Origin of the sequence: Rhizobium etli CFN 42 (assembly GCF_000092045.1) — a bacterium.
In the GTDB taxonomy this organism is placed as follows: Bacteria; Pseudomonadota; Alphaproteobacteria; order Rhizobiales; family Rhizobiaceae; genus Rhizobium; species Rhizobium etli.
Genome location: NC_007761.1, coordinates 2,652,598 through 2,675,834 on the forward strand (window position 1 = coordinate 2,652,598; position 23,237 = coordinate 2,675,834).

The 23,237-nt window shown below is 62.8% G+C and carries 23 protein-coding genes and 1 pseudogene; 8 read left to right on the top strand and 16 right to left on the bottom strand.

The genetic code is table 11. From position 1 onward, the window contains the following. Positions 1 to 20: 20 nt before the first annotated feature. Entirely contained in the window at positions 21 to 1,058 is a 1,038-nt protein-coding gene (locus RHE_RS13000) for a DUF3095 family protein (protein ID WP_011425796.1), read from the bottom strand. Between the two features lie 101 nt (positions 1,059 to 1,159). Then, positions 1,160 to 1,555, bottom strand: a complete 396-nt coding sequence (locus RHE_RS13005; RefSeq protein WP_011425797.1) for an Ohr family peroxiredoxin — start codon at positions 1,553 to 1,555, stop codon at positions 1,160 to 1,162. Between the two features lie 246 nt (positions 1,556 to 1,801). Between RHE_RS13005 and RHE_RS13010 the strand changes: the two are divergent. Beyond that, positions 1,802 to 2,316, top strand: a pseudogene (locus RHE_RS13010) (class I SAM-dependent methyltransferase); the annotation flags it as partial. 92 nt (positions 2,317 to 2,408) lie between these two features. Here RHE_RS13010 and RHE_RS13015 read toward each other — a convergent pair. The 3 genes from RHE_RS13015 to RHE_RS13025 form a co-directional block, all read right to left on the bottom strand. After that, positions 2,409 to 2,756 carry a CAP-Gly domain-containing protein gene (locus tag RHE_RS13015; RefSeq protein WP_042118646.1) on the bottom strand — a complete coding sequence of 116 codons (348 nt, stop codon included), beginning with the start codon at positions 2,754 to 2,756 and terminating at the stop codon, positions 2,409 to 2,411. Positions 2,757 to 2,882: 126 nt separating this feature from the next. After that, complete coding sequence (locus tag RHE_RS13020; protein ID WP_011425798.1) at positions 2,883 to 4,205, bottom strand: extensin-like domain-containing protein; 1,323 nt, start codon at positions 4,203 to 4,205, stop codon at positions 2,883 to 2,885. Between the two features lie 151 nt (positions 4,206 to 4,356). After that, complete coding sequence (locus RHE_RS13025; protein WP_042118649.1) at positions 4,357 to 6,177, bottom strand: methyl-accepting chemotaxis protein; 1,821 nt, start codon at positions 6,175 to 6,177, stop codon at positions 4,357 to 4,359. 272 nt (positions 6,178 to 6,449) lie between these two features. On the opposite strand from RHE_RS13025, the gene RHE_RS13030 reads away from it, so the two are divergent. Continuing rightward, positions 6,450 to 6,836, top strand: coding sequence for an acyl-CoA thioesterase (locus RHE_RS13030; RefSeq protein ID WP_011425800.1), 387 nt, complete (start codon positions 6,450 to 6,452; stop codon positions 6,834 to 6,836). Positions 6,837 to 6,854: 18 nt separating this feature from the next. Continuing rightward, entirely contained in the window at positions 6,855 to 7,439 is a 585-nt protein-coding gene (locus RHE_RS13035; RefSeq protein ID WP_011425801.1) for a hypothetical protein, read from the top strand. A 285-nt stretch (positions 7,440 to 7,724) separates the two neighbouring features. Here RHE_RS13035 and RHE_RS13040 read toward each other — a convergent pair whose 3' ends face one another. The 4 genes from RHE_RS13040 to RHE_RS13055 form a co-directional block, all read right to left on the bottom strand. Continuing rightward, positions 7,725 to 8,897, bottom strand: a complete 1,173-nt coding sequence (locus RHE_RS13040; RefSeq protein WP_011425802.1) for a DUF1501 domain-containing protein — start codon at positions 8,895 to 8,897, stop codon at positions 7,725 to 7,727. A gap of 10 nt (positions 8,898 to 8,907) precedes the next feature. Continuing rightward, positions 8,908 to 10,419 (bottom strand): DUF1800 domain-containing protein, encoded by a 1,512-nt coding sequence (locus RHE_RS13045; RefSeq protein ID WP_011425803.1) that lies wholly within the window; start codon positions 10,417 to 10,419, stop codon positions 8,908 to 8,910. Between the two features lie 208 nt (positions 10,420 to 10,627). Continuing rightward, on the bottom strand, positions 10,628 to 11,428 hold the full coding sequence (locus RHE_RS13050; protein WP_011425804.1) for a class I SAM-dependent methyltransferase: 801 nt from the start codon (positions 11,426 to 11,428) through the stop codon (positions 10,628 to 10,630). 151 nt (positions 11,429 to 11,579) lie between these two features. After that, entirely contained in the window at positions 11,580 to 12,461 is an 882-nt protein-coding gene (locus RHE_RS13055; RefSeq protein ID WP_011425805.1) for an NmrA/HSCARG family protein, read from the bottom strand. 100 nt (positions 12,462 to 12,561) lie between these two features. On the opposite strand from RHE_RS13055, the gene RHE_RS13060 reads away from it, so the two are divergent. Further along, complete coding sequence (locus tag RHE_RS13060; protein WP_011425806.1) at positions 12,562 to 13,485, top strand: LysR family transcriptional regulator; 924 nt, start codon at positions 12,562 to 12,564, stop codon at positions 13,483 to 13,485. A gap of 16 nt (positions 13,486 to 13,501) precedes the next feature. On the opposite strand, the gene RHE_RS13065 is transcribed toward RHE_RS13060, so the two are convergent. The 5 genes from RHE_RS13065 to RHE_RS13085 form a co-directional block, all read right to left on the bottom strand. Beyond that, entirely contained in the window at positions 13,502 to 13,756 is a 255-nt protein-coding gene (locus RHE_RS13065) for a hypothetical protein (RefSeq protein ID WP_011425807.1), read from the bottom strand. A gap of 58 nt (positions 13,757 to 13,814) precedes the next feature. Next, a complete protein-coding gene (locus tag RHE_RS13070) occupies positions 13,815 to 14,192 on the bottom strand; it encodes a response regulator (RefSeq protein WP_011425808.1) in 378 nt (125 codons plus the stop codon). 138 nt (positions 14,193 to 14,330) lie between these two features. Continuing rightward, positions 14,331 to 14,891 carry a NuoB/complex I 20 kDa subunit family protein gene (locus RHE_RS13075; protein WP_011425809.1) on the bottom strand — a complete coding sequence of 187 codons (561 nt, stop codon included), beginning with the start codon at positions 14,889 to 14,891 and terminating at the stop codon, positions 14,331 to 14,333. A 146-nt stretch (positions 14,892 to 15,037) separates the two neighbouring features. After that, positions 15,038 to 15,397: a DUF4087 domain-containing protein gene (locus RHE_RS13080; protein ID WP_011425810.1), complete on the bottom strand. Its 360-nt coding sequence runs from the start codon at positions 15,395 to 15,397 to the stop codon at positions 15,038 to 15,040. 128 nt (positions 15,398 to 15,525) lie between these two features. Next, positions 15,526 to 16,314 (bottom strand): DUF899 domain-containing protein, encoded by a 789-nt coding sequence (locus RHE_RS13085; RefSeq protein WP_011425811.1) that lies wholly within the window; start codon positions 16,312 to 16,314, stop codon positions 15,526 to 15,528. Between the two features lie 282 nt (positions 16,315 to 16,596). On the opposite strand from RHE_RS13085, the gene RHE_RS13090 reads away from it, so the two are divergent. Next, on the top strand, positions 16,597 to 17,367 hold the full coding sequence (locus RHE_RS13090) for an adenylate/guanylate cyclase domain-containing protein (RefSeq protein WP_020921593.1): 771 nt from the start codon (positions 16,597 to 16,599) through the stop codon (positions 17,365 to 17,367). Between the two features lie 94 nt (positions 17,368 to 17,461). Here RHE_RS13090 and RHE_RS13095 read toward each other — a convergent pair whose 3' ends face one another. Both RHE_RS13095 and RHE_RS31655 read right to left on the bottom strand, forming a co-directional pair. Next, on the bottom strand, positions 17,462 to 18,082 hold the full coding sequence (locus tag RHE_RS13095) for a hypothetical protein (protein ID WP_244425789.1): 621 nt from the start codon (positions 18,080 to 18,082) through the stop codon (positions 17,462 to 17,464). A 150-nt stretch (positions 18,083 to 18,232) separates the two neighbouring features. After that, positions 18,233 to 18,517 (bottom strand): DUF982 domain-containing protein, encoded by a 285-nt coding sequence (locus RHE_RS31655; RefSeq protein ID WP_338049856.1) that lies wholly within the window; start codon positions 18,515 to 18,517, stop codon positions 18,233 to 18,235. Positions 18,518 to 19,061: 544 nt separating this feature from the next. On the opposite strand from RHE_RS31655, the gene uvrB reads away from it, so the two are divergent. The 3 genes from uvrB to RHE_RS13115 all read left to right on the top strand — a co-directional run bounded on the left by uvrB (position 19,062) and on the right by RHE_RS13115 (position 23,121). Continuing rightward, positions 19,062 to 22,049 carry an excinuclease ABC subunit UvrB gene (gene uvrB, locus RHE_RS13105; protein ID WP_042118655.1) on the top strand — a complete coding sequence of 996 codons (2,988 nt, stop codon included), beginning with the start codon at positions 19,062 to 19,064 and terminating at the stop codon, positions 22,047 to 22,049. 241 nt (positions 22,050 to 22,290) lie between these two features. Next, positions 22,291 to 22,659, top strand: coding sequence for a hypothetical protein (locus tag RHE_RS13110; protein ID WP_011425816.1), 369 nt, complete (start codon positions 22,291 to 22,293; stop codon positions 22,657 to 22,659). Between the two features lie 75 nt (positions 22,660 to 22,734). Beyond that, positions 22,735 to 23,121 carry a GNAT family N-acetyltransferase gene (locus RHE_RS13115; protein WP_011425817.1) on the top strand — a complete coding sequence of 129 codons (387 nt, stop codon included), beginning with the start codon at positions 22,735 to 22,737 and terminating at the stop codon, positions 23,119 to 23,121. Positions 23,122 to 23,237 lie beyond the last annotated feature (116 nt).

Sequence of the window (23,237 nt, forward strand, 5' to 3'; positions counted from 1 at the left end):
CGCAGGAGAAGTGGCGCCCCCTACAGCGCGCGCTGCCGGACCTCTTCAAGCGCGCCTTCCTCCATCATCTCGGCCGCCTTGGCATAACCGCCGCCCATTCCGTCGAGGAAATGCAGGTGTGAATCCGGCCGGCCCGACGGCACGAGGCAGGTCATCAGCGCGTGCGACTGGCGGTGCAGCCCGAAATCGATCTCGCCGCGCGCCCGCGCTGCAACGAGCATGGCTTCGACGCTGTCGATCTGCTCCGGCGCGCAGTCCAGCGTGAGGCGCAGGCCGTCATCGAACTTGCGGAAATCCGAACTGGAGGCAACCTTCGACCAGCGTTTCGCGCTGACCTGCTTCTCTCTTGCCATAGCCGTCCTTCCGGAAAGCGGATGGGACCGGCGCGGCCCGGCATCGAATACCGCGAGCACGCGTCTTGCCAGCGCCGCAAAGACCTCCGGGCGCGTGTGGTCGCGCGGCTCGACCAACAACGACAGGATCTCGCCTCGCTGGCTCGGAAATGGCGCCCAGTCGCAGCTCAAGCCCGTCAGGTCAGGCCGCATCGCATAACGGCCGGGTTTCACCAGAAAGCGGCCATTCTTGATCTGCTGCTCCGCCCATTTGAGCCCGCCTCCGGCAAACATCGCATAGGTCGCGCTCTCGGAAGCGGCGTAGCGCGCGATCCTGACGTCGCGCCCGGTGGCACGGATTTCGCCGACGGTGACGAGCCCGACACGCAGGTCGAGATGAAGCTCGGCTTTGGCGAAGCCCGCGACGTCACGCAAGGCCGAGGTCGCCGCCATAATGCCGTTCGCCGGCAAGGCGAAGGCTGCTCCGTCTCCACGAAACACGAAGGGAAAATCGAACGAACCCCAGGCATTGCCGAGGGCGGCGATAATCGATGCGCCGGCATAATTGACGTCTTCATAGCGTCCCGATCGGATCGCCGCGGTCGAGCTGACGACATCGGTGATGCCGATCAGCCAATCGTCAGGCAACGGCTCGTAGACATCGGGATCGAGGACAAGCGAAAACTCGTCATAGGCCCGGCGCGGCTCCGCGTGGCTGTTGCTCATGGCATGTTCTCCGGATCGGCAGGTTTGGCTGCTGGCTCAGAAGCGGGTCTGCCGCCGATCGGCAGACCCCAGCTTGAAGGTGACGGCGCGAGGCCGGCCCTTCAGACAAGCTTGGTTTCGACGTCGATATTGCCGTGGACAGCCTTGGAATAAGGGCAGATGCCGTGGGCGGCCTCGATCAGCTCCTGTGCGATCTCGCGGTCGATGTCGGCAAGGCTGACATTGAGTCGTGCACGCAGGAAGTAGGAGCCGTTATCGCCGTTGAGCGTAATTTCGGCATCGACTTCGGGACCGGCCGGCAAGGTGATCTTCCGCTGCGCGGCGGCGAGCTCGATGGCACCGATATAACAAGCCGACCACGCGGCCCCGAACAGGTTTTCGGCCGCCGGATGCGGCTGCGGCAGCTTGATGTCGAGCGTACCGTCGCTGCTGCGTGCGTAGCCGTTGCGGCCGCCGGCGATGTGGGTCTTGCCGGCGAAAAGAAGCTTCTCTGTCATTGTCGTATCCTTTCCGTTGATAGTTTTACGCGGATCCGATCAAATCGGATGCGCTTTAATATCCCGGTCCAAGTTCGATGTCAATACCATTCCGATTTAATCGGATGCGATTTATCCTGCCGGAAGATTTGAGCCAGCCGCGCAGGCAGGCTGGACCGGTTGCGCATTCACGTCTTGTCCGGGAAGGAGGCCGCCTATAGGCTTGTCTCAAGGCTCGGGGCTTCACGAGGAAGACGGAGAGTTGAGATGTCCTCCATAACCGAAGGCAATGCGAGACAATATGGCGACAGCCGCAAGCTCGCCGCCCGCGCTAGGCTCCATACCGAATATACCATCGCCGAAACAGGCTGGTTTCCGTGGGTTGCCGCGCAGCTGCCTTTGAAACCGGCAGATCGCGTCCTCGACATCGGCCGCGGGCCGGATGGTTCTGGGCTGCAACGGCGGATCTGCTGCCGGAGAATCTGCACCTGACGCTCGCCGACCTTTCGTCAGGCATAATCAATGAGGCAGTGGCGCGCTGCCGCGCACTGCCCTTCGGCTCCGTTCGAGGCTGCCGAGCCGATGCCGCCGCCCTTCCCTTCGAAGACGGCGCCTTCGATCTTGTGATCGCCATGCATATGCTCTATCACCTGCCCGACCCCGCCACAGGCATCGCGGCGATGGCGAGGGTACTGAAACCGGGTAACGGCATCGGCAATATGCGCGAGATCTATCGCCTGACGGCCGTCTTTGGCAGCGCGCCGACCGATCCGGCCGCCGATGTCAGCAAGCAGACCGGGCTGTTCCTCAGCAGGAAGACGGCCCGATCGGATCGCCGCCTTTCAGGAACGCGGCCAGCCGGGACAAAGCGGCCTCAGACCTTCTCCTTCTTCCTGACCTTTTCCTTCGGCTCGGCCGGCGCATCGGGCGTCGGCGCCAGAAGCTTGCGCAGTGATGCGATCTTGTCCTTCACCAGCGGCCGGAAGCGCGTCGCACGATAGGGCATGTCGGCCGCACCGTAGCCTTCCGGCCCGTCATCGTTGCCGCGATGGATTTCCTCGAGCTTCACCCCGATGAACGTGCCGTCGACATAATGGGTATATTCGCCCACCCAACGGATCGTATAGATCTCGCCCTTGCGGATCAGCTGGTCGATGCTGACATGCTTGAAGGTGTCGTTGATGCAGACCACCTTCTGGCCGACATGAAATTCATAGCTCATGGATCAAACTCTCAAACGGCAATCCGCCTCGCCGATCTATAGCGCGCCCGGCGACGGGGATGAACCTTTTTCTGCCGGCGGACGTCATGCGGCGTTACTTCGCCTCTGCCCCACAATGCGACAAGCTCAGTCGCAATAAACCTTGCCGCTCTTGCGTGAACGCAAATCAAAGTGAAAGTGGTTCCAGTGTTCAGGGTTGCTGCCTGGCCCGAGCACCGTGTTGAAATAGCGGCAGCTATCGGTGCGCACCGCCTTCAAGAGCCGGCCCTCGCGATAGGAGAACAGGCCCTTCTTGCGCACGTCGATCGCGTGGCCGTTCTTCAGCACGAACTTGCCGACGTCGATAGCATTGCCGCGGGCATGTTCCGACATCGGATTATATCTCTGCCGGCTGTTGTTCATGCGCCGGCAGGAATAGCCGCCGAGCGGCTGGATCGTCTTGATGCCGCTCCAGTAGCGAAAGCGGGCCGACGGCGCCAACTCGTTCTTCACCCACTTGGCGAAGGCGAGCGTCACCTGGCAATTCAGCGTCACCGCCGGCTGCACGCCGATATTGCCGGAAAGGCCCTTCAGCGAGACCGGATAAGGGACCTGGCAGGCCGGCCCTTGCGAGATCGGCGGCTTCTCGTCGAAGAGCACGCCCATGCGCTTCAGCTCGCGCCGGCAGGCGAGCTCGGAAGCCGGCATGACGCTCGGGTCGACCGGCGCTGCGGGCTGGCTCATCATCGGGCTGTTTGGCCGGAGCATCGCGACTTCTTCGCTCTCGTCCTCCTCGGGAACGCGGGCCGGCTCCAAGACAGGGCGGCCGTCATTCCAAGCGGGAGCTCGGCTCATCTCGGCCTGCGCTGCCGGTTGCGGCATTGCCCGTGGCGCCGACTGGCGCATTGGCTGATTGATCTGAGCCGGATTATCGGTGCCGATGCCGTCAACGACCGGTTCGCTGGCGTTGCCCTCGGCGATCTGCTGCTGCTGTTCCTGCGCCAGCCCGACGACCGGTTCGGCCCCGAGCTCTTCATCCATGTTGACGCCGGATGGGACGGCGAGGTTCTGCATGCCGCCCCAGTTGTTCGGCTGGCCAGCCGCCATCGCCTCGTCACTGTCGATCATCGGCAGCTTGCGGCCGTGGTTTGTCGGCGCCGACAGCGTCTGCGGCGCTTGCGCCGTGTGATGGGTGCCGGCAAGGTCCGGCGTATCGAGGTAATCGACCGAGCCCTGGCTACTGCCGACGAGTCCACTGGAAACGGGATAGGAGGCCTGAGTTTCCGCGGGCGCAAGGCGCTCCGCCCGCGCCATGCGCGCGGCACCGCGAGAGGGTGAAATGGAACTGACCCGGGTGCCGTTGTCGACATTGGCCGGCGGCACCAGCCCATCGCTGATCGAACAGGTCGTCAGCGCCCCCGAGAGCAGCACGGGCAGGAAGGCTCGCCAAGGAAAGGAAACAAACGCCATACTCTTATCGCTTCCATAGGCCGGCCGCAGAGTGACCGAAAAAACTCGGTCCAATTTTAATTAAAAACGGTGAATGAAAACTTACCGGCACAATCTGAAGGCGACAGAAATAGAAAAGGCCGGTCGCCCGGCCTTTGATCTTTGCTGTTCTTCACGCTGCCCGTGTGTAGCGGGTCTCGGCCTGCCGCCCCGCCTCCCGCAGGCGGAAATTCGAAAGCAGCGACTTTAACTGGGTGCTTTCGTCGGCGAGCGTGCGGCTGGCCGCCGTCGTCTCCTCGACCATCGCAGCGTTCTGCTGCGTCATCTGGTCCATGTGATTGACGGAGCTGTTGATCTCGTTGAGCCCCGTCGACTGTTCGCGCGCCGCCGTCGCGATCGAGGCGACGTGGTCGTTCACCTGGTTGACCAGCGCCTCGATCTCCAGCAGCGCGTCACCTGTCGAGCGCACCAGCGCAACCCCGCCCTCGACTTCCGCAGCCGATCGGCTGATCAGTTCCTTGATCTCCTTGGCCGCATTGGCGGAACGCTGGGCAAGTTCGCGCACTTCCTGCGCGACGACGGCAAAGCCGCGGCCCGCCTCGCCGGCCCGCGCAGCCTCGACGCCGGCGTTCAGCGCCAGAAGATTCGTCTGGAAGGCGATCTCGTCGATAACAGAGATGATCTGGTTGATGCGGCTAGAGGATTCCTCGATCCGGCCCATCGCGGTCACGGCGTTGCGGACGATGTCGCCGGAGCGGCCGGCGCTCGCCTTGGTTTCGGCCACCATCTCACGCGCCTCGTTCGCCCGCTCGGATGCGGTCTTGACCGTGGCGGTGATCTCGTCGAGGGCCGCGGCCGTCTCTTCAAGTGCGGCCGCCTGCTGTTCCGTCCGTTTCGACAGATTACCGGTCGCCTCGCTGATGTCGGAGGCGCTGTCGTTGACGACCCGGCTCGATTCGGCGATCGCGTGGATGACGCCATTCAGCGCATCGACGGCGGCGTTGAAGTCGCTGCGCAGCTTCGCGTAGTCCTCGCCGATATCGCCGATCGAAACCGTCAGATCGCCGCTTGCAAGCTTCTCCAAGCCGATACCGAGCGCCTGCATGGCGCGGCTCTGCCGCTCGGAGGCCGAGCGCAGGCTCGCCTCGTTGCCGCGGCGCTCGTTCTCGATCTGGCGCTGCCGTTCGTCTTCGCGCCCGCGCAATGCGCTACGCTCGTCGACAGAGTCGCGCAGAACCAGCAGCGCCTTGGCCATCTGGCCGATCTCGTCGCGACGGTCAGCGCCAGCGATCTCGACCGATACTTCCTCGGCGGCAATCGCATTCATCGCCGTCTTCAGTCGGGCAATCGGCGCCGTCACACTGCGGACGATGGCATAGGCGATCGCGATGGTGGCGGCCGAGCCAAGCAGGCAAAGCGCTGCAGCCCAGATCGCATTTTGGCGATAGAGCGCCGCCAGGTCATCGGCATAGACGCCGGTTCCGACGATCCAGCCCCAGGGCTCGAAACCGGCGACATAGGAATATTTCAGCACCGGCTCATCAGCGCCCGGCTTCGGCCAGTAATAATCAACGAAGCCCTTACCGTCCTTCTTCACCTTGTTGACGAACTCGACGAACAGGAACTTGCCGGTCGGGTCCTTCATCTGGGAGATATCGGTGCCGTTCAGTTGTGGCTTGATCGGGTGCATCACCATGGCGGGGCGCATGTCGTTGATCCAGAAATAGCCATCGGCGCCGTAGCGCATGGCGCCGATCACGTCCTTGGCGGCCGCCTGCGCCTGCTCGCGGGTCATCGTACCCGCCTGTTCCATCTTGTAATATTTGTCGAAAATGCCGAGCGCCGTCGCCTCCATCTTCTCCAGCCCCGCCTTCCGCTCCGCTTCCAGCTCAGAATAGGAATAGTTCAGAAAGAAGACCATTGCCGCCGAGAGAACGGCAAGCGTGAAGCCGATGAGGCAGTAAAGACGGGTGGAAATCTTGACGTTACGCATGAGGGTTCCCGGCGATTCTTGGATATGAGACCGCTTTCATTGTGAACCACCGGAATTACTGGAGCGTAAAGTTTTATTAGAACATAGTTAAATAATGTAGGGTGAAGTGTCGGCTGTTAAATTCAACCCACTGAAATCGAATGAGATTTCAGCTCGATTAAGGCCGCGATATTTGCACCGCCGCCTTCGCTGGGACCGAAAAGGATTGGTCCACACAACGAGTTCGCCTAACGTGGCTGCAGATCGCAACACCCAGCCTGAAGGAACCTTCCATGACCGATGCCGCCAAGCCGAGAGGCGAACTGACGCTGCGCACGCTCGCCATGCCTGGCGATGCCAATCCGGCCGGCGATATTTTCGGCGGCTGGGTCATGGCGCAGATGGACCTTGCCTCCGGCATCCGCGCCGCCGAGCGCGCCAAGGGCCGCGTCGTCACGGCCGCCGTCAAGGAGATGGCCTTCGAACTGCCGGTCAAGATCGGCGACACGCTTTCGGTCTATACCGATATCGACCGCGTCGGGCGCACATCGATTACGCTGATCGTCGAAGCGTGGGCGCACCGCTCGCGTTATGCCAAGATGGAAAAGGTCACCGCCGCCACCTTCATCATGGTGGCGCTCGACGAAGAGGGCAAGCCCAAGCGAGTCCCCGAGGAGTGACAGGCCGGAATCAACACCATGGAAGTCAGCTCGCCGGAAGTCTTCCTTCATATCAAGGTGGTGATGGGAATGGTCATCAGCCTTTCGCTTGCGAGGCTTCTGACCGGCGTTGCCGGTATCGTCCAGCATCCGGCCAAGGCGAAGGTCTATCCCATCCATCTCGGCTGGGCGCTGTCCTTGTTCCTCTTCATTATCCATATCTGGTGGTGGGAATATCGCCTGCAAGCCGTTCCCCTCATCGGCTTCGGCATCTATCTTTTCCTCGTCTGCTTCTGCAGCCTGTTCTTCCTGCTCTGCGCCCTGCTCTTCCCGGCGAGCCTCGATGAATATGGCGGCTACGAGGAATATTTCATTTCACGGCGCAAATGGTTCTTCGGCATCCTCGGCCTGATCTACGCCGTCGATATCCTCGATACGGCGATCAAAGGTCCGGAGCGCATCCTCTCGCTCGGCTGGGAATATCCCGCCCGTAATATCGTCTACATCCTGCTCTGCGCCCTGGCTGCCTGGACCGCGAACCGCCGCTTCCACACCATCTTCGTCATCGCCAATCTGCTCTACCAGGTGAGCTTCATCTTCAGACTTTATGATGTGTTGGGGTGAGGAGCGATCGGGCGCAGCCCGAGCAATCGATCCAGTGAATCGATTGCAGCGGCGAACGCCTGAGCCTAAAGCGAAGGGCCGGGCCGCGACACTGCACAACCTCTCCTCCCTCATTCCTGTGACAAGCACAGGAATTGTTTCTCAAATCTATGCTTTACTGGAGGTAGCAGAGGTTGGAGCCCTGCTACAGATGGATGGAGCAAGCCGCTACCCGACGCTTCGCTTCCGCTCGCTACATTGAACATCCTGAACGCAAATGAAAGGCGGAGCAGAAATGCGAGAGCGTCACACGTTCAAAAACTGCGACCCCCTATCAAACCCCAGCCCGGGAAATATCTTCCGCGTCAGATCATCCACGCCCACATCGAACTGCCGGTAAAGCATCGCCGCCGCCACCTCGCGCACGTCAGCCGTCGGCATCAGGTCGCGGTCGTCGAGCAGCTGGCCATCGCCGATCCCCGGCCAGCGGCCGAGGATGCGGCCGCCGTTGATGGCGCCGCCGGCAAGGACAGCGCAGCCGCCCGTGCCGTGGTCGGTGCCGGCGGAGCCATTCTGGCGGACCGTACGGCCGAATTCGGTCATGGCGAGCACCACCGTCTTTGCCCAGATCTCCGAGCCCAGCGTCGCCTTCAGCGTGTTGATCGCCTGCGCGAGATCCCCTGCCGGCCGTTTGAACTGGCCGGCCTGACCGATATGGGTGTCCCACCCGGTGATTGAGAAGCTGGCGATGCGGTAATCGCCCTTCAGCATGTTGGCCGCAAGCGCCGCGACGTCGCCGATCTTCTCGCCGTGATCGCCGTCCGCCTCGACCATCATCGCAGCGCTGTCGGCTCGCGTTGCCTCGGCAAGTGCTGCCGCAAAGGGCGGATCGCCAGCATAGAGTCGCGCCAGGAACTGCATCTCGTCACGCGCCGGCGCCAGATTGGAATCCGACGCCCAGACGTCGACATTGTTCGGCCCGGAGAGGATCAGCTCCGTCGACGTGTTAACGTCGATCGCCTTGCGCGCATCCGAGCGGGGAATGACAGCGAGCGCCCGGTTCAGCCAGCCGGTCTTTTCCTCGGCGACATGTTCGCCGCCGGATTCCAGCATGTCCTGCCCGTCGAAATGGCTGCGCTGGTCGCGATAGGGCGTCGATACAGCATGGACGAAGGCGAGCTCTCGGCTCTTCCAGAGCGGCATCAGGTCGGCGGCGGCGGGATTGAGGCCGAAATGCCCGTCGAGATCGAGAAGTCCGCTGTCCGGCGTCAATGCCAGGGTCGGCCTGAGCGCGGCAAAACCGGCGTCGCCGAAAGGCTGCACCAGGTCGAGCCCGTCCATCGCGCCGCGCAGCACAATGGTGACGAAACGATTATCGCCCGGCATCGCTGCGAAGGTGACCGGCGTGAAGACGGGGGCGGCGGCAAGACAGCAGGCCGATGTCAGAAAGCCGCGGCGGGAAAGCGAAATCCGGTTCATTGGGAGCCTCCTATCGGCGGTTGAATTCCGGCGATGCCAGCACCAGCGTCAAACCGCTGATCTTGTTCGGCGCCTGCGACACCACGCGGATCGTTTCATCGCGCGCGGCATCGGCAAGCGTCGATCTCAGGAACGCGCGCGGATCCTCGTCGCGGCCGAACTGCGCCGCGGCCCGCCTTGCCCAGGCGAGGCGCTCGGCGAGCTGGCTGCCGGTGATCCAGGCGGAAAAGCCTTCCTCGAAACCGGCAGGGCTCGGCGGCAGCCAGGTCGGCTGGCCCATGCGCTTCAGCGCCCCCTGCCCCAATGCCCGCGCCGCCCGAAAGGCCTTGAGCCGCTTGTCCCTCGCCTCTCCGGCGGGATCCGTCGTCACTGGCGCTCCGGCCATGCCAGGCGTGTTGGCTGCCATATCGCCCTCATCCGTTCCCTGCTGATTGGCTGCCAGGAAGCTGCCGACGACACCGTTGACCGGCCCCGCATTCAGCGCCCTCAGACCGGCAACAACAAAATCGAACGGCTGACGCGCCTTGGCGCCCTCGTTTTGCCAGGCGGCCGGATGGTCGAGCATGGCGGTGTAGACGGCGGTGAGATCGCCATCGGTCTTCTTCCACGCGGCCGCCATATCGGAGACCATTCCCTCGTCTGGTTGGTCGGAGACGAAATGCACCGCGAGCTTGCGGCTGATATGGGCGGCCGTCTTCGGATGGACCGAGAGGTCATCGAGCATGTCGAGATAATCCTCGCGCGAGCGCCGGCGCCCGCCATAACTGACGCCGAGCACCTGATGCTCGCCGGGCTCCGAAATGTTCGGCCGAAAGGCGATATCCATCTCCTTGCGGTCGATGGTGAGCCCCGTCAGCACCATGGCCGCGGCGGTAACATCCGCCTGGGTATAGCCGCTGCCGGCCCCGAGCGTGTGCAGTTCCAGGAGCTCGCGTCCGAGATTTTCGTTCAGCCCCTTGTTGCGCTTGACGCCGCCGGCCGAATCCGGCCCGAGCGAATCCGCCTGGTCGAGGTAGATCAGCATGGCGGGATGAGCGGTGGCGCTACGCAGGAGATCGCCGAACCTGCCCGTAATGAATGGCCGGATTGCCTCGGCCTCGTAGAGCGGCACGATAAGGCGCATCGGCAGGCTCTTGTTGGCGCTGGTTGAGAAATGACCGGTCCAGAAGGTCGAAAGCCGCTCGTAAAAGCCGTAGGGCGACAGCACCGCCTGCATCAGCCGCAGGTTCGCATCGTGCTGAAACTGCTGCTGCGCCTGGCGCTGCACAGCCTTGCGCATCTCGCGCCGCGTCGGATCGTCGGTGACCGTCTTGGCATCTTCCCGGATCTGCTTCAGCTGGTCCTGCAGGCTGAGGATCGCCCGGTGACGCATGTCGGGGCCACCGAGCGGAAAGTCCGGCGTCGCCGCCGCCCCTTTGGACAACTGCCCGATCAGTTCATCCTTGCTTTGCGGCGCCACCTCGCCCGGCCGGAAACCATAACCGAACCGGATCGCCGCCATCGTCGGGAAAGAGAGGCTCATGCCCGATCACCTCCTGATCACTTGATGGTGACAGGCTGACAGCCGATTGCGACGGGAATCTGTAGGAAATGCGGCGATATCACGACATGGACGATTTGTAATCTACTGAAAAGGTTCAGGTTTCATGCGCTGAAAATGAGAATGCTCGATTTGTTGCGGTAGGCGGTTTCAGTTTCAACCCGCCGACGGCTCCGGCATTTCATTCGTCTCAAGCCACCCTGCCCCGGCACGCCCATGCGACCGAAGCAAACGATCGCGGCCCATCCGGCTCGCCGGCCTCATAGGCGGCCCGAATGGCGGCGTCGACGGCCTTTTTCTTGTCCGGCTCGAGTCCCGCAACATACCTGCCGAGCGGCCCTTCGCCGGCTGCGATCGGTTGCCAATAGTCGTCGAAGGAAAGATAGTCCATCCGCACCAGGAGCGAGGTTTCCTCAACATCGGAAAGGCCCTGCGCGATGAAGGTCTGTTTCATTTCCCCCGGCCGCATCATCGGCTGGAAACAATATCGGCGACGCAGCGGCAGCGCGTCCCCGTCGAGCATGACGGCCGTATCCCACAGCATCCGCATGTTCGACATACCGCCGTAATGGTCCCAGACGGCGGCAGCGACCACGCCGCCGGGGCGGACGACGCGGGCCATCTCGGCCACCGCCTTGCCGGCCTCCGGCACGAAATGCAGCATCAGCAGCGACATCGCCCTGTCGAAACGGTCGTCCTCGAAAGGCATCGCGCAAGCATCCGCCTGTTGGATCGATATGCGTGGATCGGTATTGGCTCGTTTCGCCGCCTCGACGAAGACAGGAGAATAATCGATGGCGGCGATCTCCCGCAGGCCGGACGTTTGCGCTAGCGTAAAAGCCAGGCTGCCGGTCCCGCAGCCGACGTCGAGCACGCGATCGCCATCCGCCAGCCCGGCAAAATCGATGAGCATCGGCGCCAGCTTCCGGCTCCATCGGCCCATCAGCCGCTCGTAACCATCCGCACTTTCGACATGAAAACTCGACGGCATTGAAGCCTCCTCCCCCAAGGACGATGGCTGATTATGAACGCGCCGCCGACGGCCGCAAGCGGATAATCGCTGGCGGTCCGCCGGATCTGCTTCTCCCTCATCCTCGGCCCTGCGCCGAGGATCTGCCACCCGTCAACCGCCGCGGAGCGCGTCAGCCGCCAGCTTTATCCAGAACGCTCCAATCAAACCCGCGTGCCCAATCGGCATAACGGTGCCAGCCGATCTTGGGAAAATCGCGGCGAAGCGAGGCGATGTCGGCGTCGTAGCCGGTGCGGTCGAACCATTCGTACATCCGCGCCGCATCCTCGCTCTGCTGCCGCATTGCGGCAATCGGCAATTCCTGATAGCCGATCGGACGCCGGAGCACTTCCGACAGGATCCTCACCTGATCCTCGCCGGACAATTCGTCACCGGCGATGTCGAAACGCCTGCCGAACACCTGTTCACGCCGTTCGGCCAAGGCCGCGACGAAGGCGCCGATATCGGCAAGGCAGATCTGCTGCAGCACGCGCCCGGGCGGCAGGGCCGCGGCGTAGACGCCCTGGCGCAGCCCGTCGAGAGCCCACGGCGCCACAGTGTTTTCCATGAAGGCGACGGGCGCGCTGATCGTGTAGGGAACGCCGAGCCCGGCAATATGCTGCTCGACCCGAAACTTGCTGTCGAAATGCGGAATGCCAGTCTTTCTATCGGCGTCGGCGACGGAGGAATAAATCAGGTGTCCGATACCGGCAGCCTTCGCTGCATTTGCGGCAGTGATGCCCTGGCGGGTTTCCGCATCCGTCCCAGCCTCGTAGCTGTTGCCCATCAGGAACATCGTATCGACGCCGCTCGCAGCCTGCGTCACCGACGCGGCATCGTCGAGATCACCGGCGACGACTTCGACTCCCGCCGCGGCCAGGCGCCTGGCACTGTCGCTCTCCGGTCTGCGGCAGATCGCCCTGACGCGGTGGCCCCGCGCCACCAATGCGCGTGCGACCGCGCCCCCCTGCTGTCCGGTCGCGCCCGTTACCAGCACGCGTCTTTCCTTGCTCATATCTCTGCTCCTTGTGGTTGGCGATGACCCAGAGGTAAGGCTTGCCGCGTTGAACCATAATAGCCTAAGATTGAGAAACATCGTGCGACTGGTGAATACAATGCTCGATCTCAACGACATCGTCATCTTCGCCCGCGTCGTCGAGGCCGGCAGCTTCACCGTCGCCGCCCGCCTGCTTGCCATGCCAAAGACGACGGTCAGCCGCCGTATCGCCGCGCTCGAGCGCGAGTTCGGCGTGCGGCTCCTGCAGCGGACCACCCGCAGCCTCAGGCTGACGGATGCGGGACGCCTCTATTACGAGGAGAGCAGTGAGGCGCTTCGCACCCTCGAGCAGGCGAACCTTCGGCTGGCCGAGGCGCGGGCCGAGCCCGCCGGCACGATCCGCATCTCCGCACCCGTCGGCTTCGGCGGCCATTTCCTCGCCGCTGCGATCTTCGACTTCCTCGCGGCCTACCCGAAGACCAAGGTCGAACTGCGCCTGACCGACGACAGGCTCAATCTTATCGAGAACGGCATAGACCTCGCCTTCCGCACTGGCATCCTGGAGGATTCGACGCTGATCGCCCGCAAGCTCGGCTCGACCTACAGGATTCTCTGCGCCAGCCCGGGCTATCTCGCCCGCTGCGGCACGCCCGGTCGGCCGGCGGACCTCACCGCCCACGACTGCGTCATCGCCGGTCCGTCGGCAGCCAATGCGCCCTGGGTGCTGGAGGGCGCGGACATCAGGGAAACAGTCACCGTATCGGGACGGTTCGCCGCCAACGAGATGCAGGCGGTCATGGCCGCTGCAATTGCCGGCTACGGCATCGCGCAACTGCCGCACGGCGTTGCCGAGGCCTGCATCGCGGACGGCCGACTGCGTCGCGTCCTTGATGGTTACACGACGCCGGCCGGCGGCCTGCATGTCGTCTACCCCAGCAGTCAGCACCTGTCGCCTCTGGTCAAGGCCTTCATCGACCTGGCCGCCACGCGGCTGAACGCGCGGGATGGCGCGAACGATAACCTCGCGGTCATATTGCGATAGGTCCGTATGCCTCCCGTCATTGCCAGAGAAAATCCGGTCCGGTGCTCTGCGCCGTCAGCTTGAGCGTGCCGTCCGGCTGAACGACATAGGTCTCGAAGACGCGGTAGCCGAACTTGCCGAGAAAGGTGTTCTTGACAACCGTTCCCGCGCGATAGGGCGAATGGATGACCCTTCCGCCATAGGTGAGACTACCGGGAAGCGCCTGCGGTTCGCCGGCCACACCGGCACAGGCTGTCAGCGCCGATAGAACGGCAATGAGTGCGTGCTTCATCAGACCTCGAGGTTGGCATTGTCGGCCAGACGCCTCGATCTCTTCGACACTCGGGCGGTCAGAGGACGGCATTGCTGCCATCGAAATCCCTGCGCAAAGCCTGTGCCCGCGACAGCGCGCCGGCGATCCGATCGTCGGTGAAAGGTTTGGGGATGATGTCGAGTGCACCTTCGATGCCATTTCCGACATTCTCCGGACTGCCGGTGACGAAGATGACGTCGACGCCGTAGCGGTCGATCAGCCGGCGGGCGAGTTGAGCGCCGCTGAAGCCGTCGGAGAGGCTAAGATCGACGAGTGCGACATCGCTTTTTTGAGCATAGGCGAGAGCCTGCTCAATGGTCGAAACCGGTCCGAGGGTCTGGTGTCCGGCATCCTGCGCGATGCGTTCGAGTTCCAGGGCGATTAAACCCTCGTCTTCAACGATCATGACTTTCATGGATCATCCTCCTCCATGGCAGGCTCGCCGGTGGACACATCCCCGGTCACCGTCCTAACGCAACTCCCGCTCCAAAGTTTCCGCAGCAAAGGATGGGCGTGCGGAAAATGGTAAGCAATTCCGTAAGGCCATCGCGAGCTAGCGCTCGATGCTGCCATTGCGCCGAATCTTCCGCTGCAGGAGCAGGATGCCGTAGAGCAACGCTTCGGCCGTCGGCGGGCAGCCGGGAACATAGATGTCGACCGGCACCACCCGGTCGCAGCCGCGCACGACGGAATAGGAATAATGGTAATAGCCTCCGCCATTGGCGCAGGAGCCCATGGAGATGACGTAGCGCGGTTCCGGCATCTGGTCATAAACCTTGCGCAGCGCAGGCGCCATCTTGTTGCACAGCGTACCCGCCACGATCATTAGGTCCGACTGCCTTGGGCTTGCGCGCGGGGCGACGCCGAAGCGCTCGATATCGTAGCGCGGCATGGACATCTGCATCATCTCGATGGCGCAGCAGGCAAGACCGAACGTCATCCACATCAGCGAGCCGGTGCGCGCCCAGGTGATGAGTTCGTCGGTGCTGGTAACGAGAAAGCCTTTGTCGGCAAGCTCGGCATTGATCGTTCCCATTGTCGGGTCGCCCTGCCGCTGTTGACCAGGGAACTGGAAATTGCGCGGGGCCGAGTGCGGTTGCGTGAAGGACGGCATCGTCTTCTCCTGTGAGCCGACCTCAAACACAGCGCGCACGACAAAGTTCCACCCGTACCCGTCCCGGCACGATAGCGGACACGCGTTTTTTGATTTCTGTTCTCAGATGCGGCGCTCAACGCCAAAGGGATCGCCCCACCCCATCATTAGTCCTTATCGAGGAACCAGCGGATGGCGGCATCATTCCGGCATCGGGAAAGCGGCAATTGCCGCACGGAATGAATGCGGCTGATCCCTTCCTCGCCGTCCATCTCGACGTCCATGCAGGCGCAGGCATAGCCGTGCGTGGCATTGGTGTAGACATATTCGCCGGTCGTAAGGTCGGGGATCTTGTCCATTCCTTCGGCCTTGTAGCCGCTGCCATTCTCCATGATGATCCAGCCGCCGCCGGCATCGTTGAGCGTCCAATTCGCCGTTGAGGGATTGTCCAGCCAGCCGCAGCGCCGTTCGGCATGCGCCGCCGCAGGCGCGAGAAGCATCATCAAAACAAGCGCATGCAATCTCATCTTCGACCCCTCCGCCTTGCCGGCCACTATGCTTGGTCAGTGGCCGGCAAGGCAACTGGGGTAATTCAGACCGCGCGACCTCTCTCCATCATCGCGCCAACTCTCCAGCCCTGCCCACTCGGCGGGGCTCAGGATTTCCCCTTGGCGCTTTCCTCCCGGAACGCCGCCTCGCCGGCGTCGGAGACCTCGACCCATTTCTTGTCGGGCTCGGCGTCGGCAGCGTAACTGTCGTGCCAGTTCCACCATTTGTAGGTCGGGGTCTGCGGATAACCCGCAGGCGAATCCTCCCAGACTTCCTGGCGTCCGAGCGGCGTGATGTCGAGATAATTCCAGGTGCCGCCCATTTGCTCGTCACCACGGTTGTTGACGAAATAGGTGCGGAAGATGCGCTCACCGTCGCGGTAGAAGACGTTGGTGCCGTGCCACTCATCGACGCCGAAATCCTTGTCGAAGTCGTCGGTAATCGTCACCCACGGCATCGTCCAGCCCATCCGTTCCTTCAGCCGTGCTATGTTGGCTTGCGGCGCGCGCGAGGCGAAGACCAGCGTCGTGTCGCGGGCGTTGAGATGGGCGACATGGGCGACCTGATCGGCGACCATCGAGCAGCCGCGGCAGGCATGCTCGGGCCAGCCAAAGACGCCGGGCTCGTAAAAGGCGCGGTAGACGATGAGCTGGTGCCGGCCTTCGAACAGGTCGAGCAGGCTCATCCTGCCCTGCGGCGCTTCGAAAGCATATTGCTTTTCGACGGCCATCCACGGCATGCGCCGCCGCTCGGCGGCAAGCGCGTCGCGGGCACGGGTATGCGCCTTTTCCTTCACGAGAAGCTGCCTGTGAGCCGCCTCCCAGGCCTCCTGCGGCACCACGGGCGGCCTCTGCATGGTCTGTCCGCCCTTTCCATTCCCGGCTGTTGCAGTCATCGCTTCAATCTCCTCTTTGGGGCGAGTTCCCGCGCCTCCTGTCCGAAAGCCGGTGCATCGCGATTGGTCGGAGATAGTTTCGCATCGGGCATCGAACAGTGGGAGTAACAAGTGTGTCTGTCATCCCGCGGCCAACGCAGTTGGTCCGCAGGCCAACGCAGTTGGTCCGTAGACCAACGCACCGGCTCCGCCCGCGGCCGACGAAACCTCCTCAACCAAGACAACAGTTGCCAAAAGCCACATGTTGACGGAAGCTTCACCACGGCCATTGGATCGCGTGACATGACGACAGAATCCACCTTCACGGAGCAGACAAGGCACGGCAGCGCCAGGATCTGCCGCGGCTGCTGGGATCAAATGCATATGCCGATCCCGATCGGCGGCCCGCTCGCGCTTCCCTTCCGCGCCTTCGGCATCACCCGCAGCAAGATGAATCCGGATATCTGCACGATCTGCGAACGCTCGTTCCAATATGTGAAGAAGCAGCGCCAGATCACCGTCGATGCCACCATCCTGTTCGCCGATATCAGGGGCTTTACCGATCTTTCCGAGCGTATCGAGGCGGTGCGCTTGAGCGAAATCGTCAGCCTGTTCCAGGATCGCTGCGCCCAGGCGATCTGGGCGCACGACGGCATCGTCAACAAGCAGATGGGGGACGGCCTGATGGCGATCTTCAATTTCCCGATCATCCGCAAGGATCACGCCGGCGCGGCGATCAGGGCCGCCCAGGAGATCCAGGGCAACTGCGCTGCGGCGCTGAGCGGGCTGGCGCTCGACGCCCTGTCCGGCCGCACCTTGGGCGTCGGAGTCGGCATCCATTCCGGCGAGGTCCAGATCGGCGAATTCTCGAGCTTCCGCAGCGATTTCACCGCCATCGGCGGCGTCGTTAACCAGGCCGCAAGGCTCGAATCCCAGGCCGCAGCCGGCGAGATCCTGATCTCGGCGGAAACGGCCGCGAAGGCTACCGACCTCGTGGCGGGCGCAGAAGCGCGGATGCTGGCTCTGAAGGGCATCGAGCAGCCGGTGCAGGCGCGCGTTCTGGTCAAGCGCTAAGCGACGGCGATTGCCGTCTTCTCAATTCGAAAACTGATCAGTGGCTAGGCGAACCGACTCACCCGCTGACGTGAAAGGCGGCGCCCATTCGCTTTCAATCACCTGCGCGATCCTCTGCCGTCGGCGTTACCGGATCGGGCCTTGTTTCGAAGATAGTCCTGCAGAGCACAAATACGCCGCAAATGCTGGCACTCAGCCCGAATGCCCCCAAAAGAACACCGAAATAAATCTCTATGGGAAGATCATGAAGCCCGAAGAGGTCCTCCTGGCCCAGGCACTTTGCCCTGCTGTATGCCCCGTAAAGTTCACCACAATAGCCCGATGTGACAGGCCAAAGGTAGAACAGCACATCTAGAATAACAGGGAATGCTAGACCTGCTAATACCCCCCTGATAATTTCTCGCTTGCCTGCTGTTACCGCAGCGGTTTTTCGAACTTGCTTCTGAACGGACCACGACAGCCAGCCGAAGAAAATCAGTGCCCCCGCACAAACGATCTGAGCCACCAACAACACTTTAACGTGGTCTACTGCTGGCCGCCAGAGATGGACGGTGAAGGCAGCGATAAACGCAAGCAGACCTAACGCGGAAACAAGTGCTTCAGCTTTCAATCCATCGCGCCGGAACGAGTATCGAAAGATACCGTAAGTAGCAGCCGCGGTTGCAGCCAAAGGCATCGGCCCCAGGGCCCAAGGCAGGGAAAGATCAATCAACATATCGCTCAAATAGTGCCTCGGAAAAGTAAGAGCGTTAAATACGTTCACGCAAAAGTTTAGAAACAGGCGCTGCTGTTTATCACGTTTTGCGTGAAATTGCCCCTTGAAGAAATCTTCCTACTTCGGAAATTTAACGTGGGCGCAGCAGCCTCAATCCCCATCATCATTGATCGCCACGCCAGCCTCCAACGCCGCAAGAATAAAAGCCTGCCGCACCGTTTCCGCCGGCATGCGGCCGGCAAGCCAGGCGCGGCAGAAATCGATCGCCCTCTGCTGATGGACGCCGCCATTGACGGGCCAGTCGGAGACGAGTGCGTAAAGCGCATCCTGCGGTGAGCGGAGAACCAGCCGTTCGCCGGTATCAAGATCGATCGAGATCGGTTTTTTCCAGAAGGCGGAATGGTCGCTAATGGCAGTCGCACCTGAAGCTGAAATGACATGAGACTAACTGCCGAAGGCGGATCCCGGTTCCAGTGCAGGCGAGAGGATGGCGACGGTGGTGCCCCGCCCAAGAGAGCCTCACACTGAGGCGCCCCGCCAGGGGCCTCGAAGTTGGCAAGGAGCAGTCTGGAGCCTATCCTTCGAGGCTCCGCCATGGGGGCTCCGTGCCTCAGGATGGGGGAGGTTGCAGGATGCCGCGGCTAACGAGAGGCAGGGAACATAGGCGAGGACGTTTCTCCAAACTCCCTCATCCCTGGCTCGTCACAGAAATCTAGCGCGCCCAAGTCCATCGGCGCGGACGACTTCGCTGCACCATAAGAGTAATCACGGCGCAGACGCGCCGTGGCTGGATTCCTGTGACAGCCACAGGAATGAGGAATGGACGTGGTTGCCCGGCAGGAGCCTCGAAGGGCGAGGCGATGCCCCGACCGTCAGCCACAAGCCGGGCAATTGTTGAGCCAATCCGAAAGATTCATTCGTTTCCCTTTTGTACTCTCTCCCTCTTCCCTTTCCCGCTGACTCTCTCCATATTCGCGCCATGGCCAGATCTCCGAAAAAATCTCCGACCTCGAATGGCTTCGAGGAAGCCCCGCAATCGTCCTTCGAGGGAGCCCCCCTCTCCGGCTCCGTCGCCGATTGGGTGAAGCAGCTGGAGGCCGAAGCAGAAGCATCAGGCGTCGAAAGCCAGCGCGAGATTGCCTCGAAAGCGGGCAAGCACCGCAAGAGGGTGGAGAACGAAGCACGCAAGCATTCGGAAGCCGTCAGCGTCAACAAGAAGGCGACGGTGAGCAAGACCGCGCGCGGCGTCTCGATCGGCGGTTCCTCCGATCCGAAGACGCGCGCTGCCGCTGGCCTCAATCCCGTCGCCGGTCTCGACATTTCGCTCGAGGATGCCGGCAGCATCTCGCCCGGCGGCGTCACGGCCACGGTAGAGGCGCTGTCGAAGCTGATCGAAAGCGGCAATCCGCTGCACAAGAACGGCAAGATCTGGACGCCGCATCGCCCTGCCCGCCCGGACAAATCCGAAGGCGGCATCACCATCCGCATGGACTCGGAGTACAAGCCGGCCGGCGACCAGCCGACGGCGATCCGCGATCTCGTCGAAGGTCTGCAGAGCGGCGAGCGCAGCCAGGTGCTGCTCGGCGTCACCGGCTCCGGCAAGACCTTCACCATGGCCAAGGTGATCGAGGAAACACAGCGCCCGGCCGTCATCCTGGCGCCGAACAAGACCCTGGCCGCCCAGCTCTATTCCGAGTTCAAGAACTTCTTCCCCGACAATGCGGTGGAATATTTCGTTTCCTACTACGATTATTACCAGCCGGAAGCCTATGTGCCGCGCTCCGATACCTATATCGAGAAGGAAAGCTCGATCAACGAGCAGATCGACCGCATGCGCCACTCGGCGACGCGCTCGCTGCTCGAACGCGACGACTGCATCATCGTCGCCTCAGTCTCCTGTATCTATGGTATTGGCTCGGTCGAGACCTATACGGCCATGACCTTCCAGATGAATGTCGGCGACCGTCTGGACCAGCGCCAGCTGCTGGCCGACCTCGTTGCCCAGCAATACAAGCGCCGCGACATCGATTTCACCCGCGGCAGTTTTCGCGTGCGCGGTGACACGATTGAGATCTTCCCCGCCCACTTGGAAGACGCGGCCTGGCGCATAAGCATGTTCGGCGACGAGATCGACGCCATCACCGAGTTCGACCCACTGACCGGCCAGAAGACCGGCGATCTGAAATCGGTGAAGATCTACGCCAATTCGCACTATGTCACGCCGCGCCCGACGCTGAACGGCGCCATCAAGGCGATCAAGGAGGAGCTGCGGCTGCGCCTCGCCGAACTGGAGAAGGCCGGCCGCCTGCTCGAGGCCCAGCGCCTGGAGCAGCGCACCCGCTACGATATCGAGATGCTGGAAGCGACCGGCTCCTGCCAGGGCATCGAGAACTATTCGCGCTATCTGACCGGCCGCGACCCCGGCGACCCGCCGCCAACGCTCTTCGAATACATCCCCGACAACGCCATCGTCTTCATCGACGAAAGCCATGTCACCGTGCCGCAGATCGGCGGCATGTATCGCGGCGACTTCCGCCGCAAGGCGACGCTGGCCGAATATGGCTTCCGCCTGCCCTCCTGCATGGACAACCGGCCGCTGCGTTTCGAGGAATGGGACGCGATGCGCCCCGACACGATCGCCGTCTCGGCCACACCAGGCGCCTGGGAAATGGAACAGTCGGGCGGCGTCTTCGCCGAACAGGTGATCCGCCCGACCGGCCTGATCGACCCGCCGGTCGAGGTGCGCTCGGCCCGCACCCAGGTCGACGACGTGCTCGGCGAAATCCGCGAGACCGCCGCCAAGGGCTACCGCACGCTGTGCACCGTGCTGACCAAGCGCATGGCCGAGGACCTGACGGAATATCTGCATGAGCAGGGCGTGCGGGTGCGCTACATGCACTCCGACATCGACACGCTGGAGCGCATCGAGATCATCCGCGACCTGCGCCTCGGCGCCTTCGACGTACTCGTCGGCATCAACCTGCTGCGCGAGGGCCTCGACATCCCCGAATGCGGCTTCGTCGCCATTCTCGACGCCGACAAGGAAGGCTTCCTGCGTTCCGAAACCTCGCTGATTCAGACGATCGGCCGCGCCGCCCGCAACGTCGACGGCAAGGTCATCCTCTATGCCGACCAGGTGACCGGCTCCATGCAGCGCGCCATGGACGAGACCGCGCGCCGCCGCGAAAAGCAGATGGCCTATAACCTCGAAAACGGCATCACGCCGGAATCCGTCAAGGCCAAGATCTCCGACATCCTCGACTCCGTCTACGAGCGCGACCACGTCCGCGCCGACATCTCGGGCGTCTCCGGCAAAGGCTTCGCCGACGGCGGCAACCTCGTCGGCAACAACCTGCAGGCCCATCTCAACGCGCTCGAAAAAAGCATGCGCGACGCCGCCGCCGACCTCGACTTCGAAAAAGCCGCCCGCCTGCGCGACGAAATCAAACGCCTTAAGGCGGTGGAACTTGCGGCGATGGACGATCCGATGGCAAGAGAGGAAGCCAAGTCCATGGAAGCAAAAGGGCGCGGCTCCTCCCCTTCTCCCCAGCGGGGAGAAGGTGCCCGTAGGGCGGATGAGGGGGCCACACCCTCCTACTTCTCCAAACCCTCGCTCGACGACATGGGCCCGGGCACCGACACGACCACGCCCCTCTTCCGCAAACCCCACCTCGACGAAATGGGCCGCGACCCCACCACCCCCGCCGGCAAGAGCCTCTTCCGGAAGAACGACCTCGACGAGATGACGGTCGGTCGCACCGAAAAACCGGTGATCGGCCGCGTGCCGGAGAAGCCGGACGCCGCGAAGGGCTCGAAACGGTTTTCACCGCTGCTCGAAGGCCAGCCGGAACGCGATGACGTGCGGCCGGTCGTGCGAGGGCGCGTCGGCCCCGGGAGCTATGAGGAGCCGGGCGAGCAGAAGCGCAAGGGGCGGACGAAGGGAAAGACTGGGAGGCCGGGGCGGTGACGGCTGAGCGTCCGTAAACGATGCGGCGCGGACGCCCCTACCACCTGTGGGTAGCCTGCGGCCGCGACTTCACCCCATCCTATCCTACAGCCTCGCCCACATCGGCGCGTACCACGACAATGAGCTCATCGACTTCGCATCGGCATTCATGCCTTCATCCTCAACACCTTAGGCGATTCACAAAGACACCATCGATGTCCGACACCATCCTACGCTACGTCCCAGCCACAAGGGGCTCTCCTTGCTGGAAACACTCGTCCCCGGGGCGGACGAGGTACAATTCAGCTTCGAGGATGAGATCAGGTTCTACGATCCCGGCGAAAACTGGTCTGGAGTGGAGTGCAGTGTCTGTGGCGCGGATGCCGAGGAATGGTGGGGAGAGGCGATGGAGGCGGCGTCCGCAAATGGGTTTAAAGACCTAAACACAGTGGCCCCTTGCTGCGGCGCCACCGTATCGTTGAACGACTTGCGGTATATCTGGCCCGCCGCGTTCGGCCGCTTTTCTCTCGATGCCCACAATCCAGGCATCGGCGATACCACCGAGGAGCAGGATCGGAAGATGGCTGAATGCCTTGGAACGCCGCTGCGGAAAATATGGGGGCAGGTTTAGGCTATGTCAGCACGCTCGCTAAGACCTATCGTGCCAGCCAACACACCGCGAGCATGAAGGAAGGAGCCGCAACCCATGCCCGAACTCCGCATCGACCCCTTCCCCTCACCCACCGAACTCAACACCCTCTGGTCCGCCGCCTGGAACACCCCTACTGCGCCTGACTTCTCCCCCATCCTGCCCCGCAGCCTCGCCCATATCGGCGCCTACCAGGACAACAGGCTCGTCGGCTTCGTCAACGTCGCCTGGGACGGCGGCATTCATGCCTTCCTTCTCGACACCTGCGTTCACCCCGACATGCGCCGGCGGGGCATCGCCACGCGGCTGGTCAGGGAGGCCACGCGGATTGCCCGCGAGCGCGGCGCCGAATGGCTGCATGTCGACTTCGAGCCGCACCTGACCTCCTTCTATCGTACCTGCGGCTTCCGCCCGACCGAAGCCGGCCTCATCAAGCTGGCCTAGCCTCCTCTCACCCAAACCCCATGCTCGCCTCGCCCTTCGCCAGCGCAAAATAAATCCGCTCCACCCGACAGGCCGCACTCCTCGCGCTCGCTTCATACCCCGCCGCCGGCCAGCCG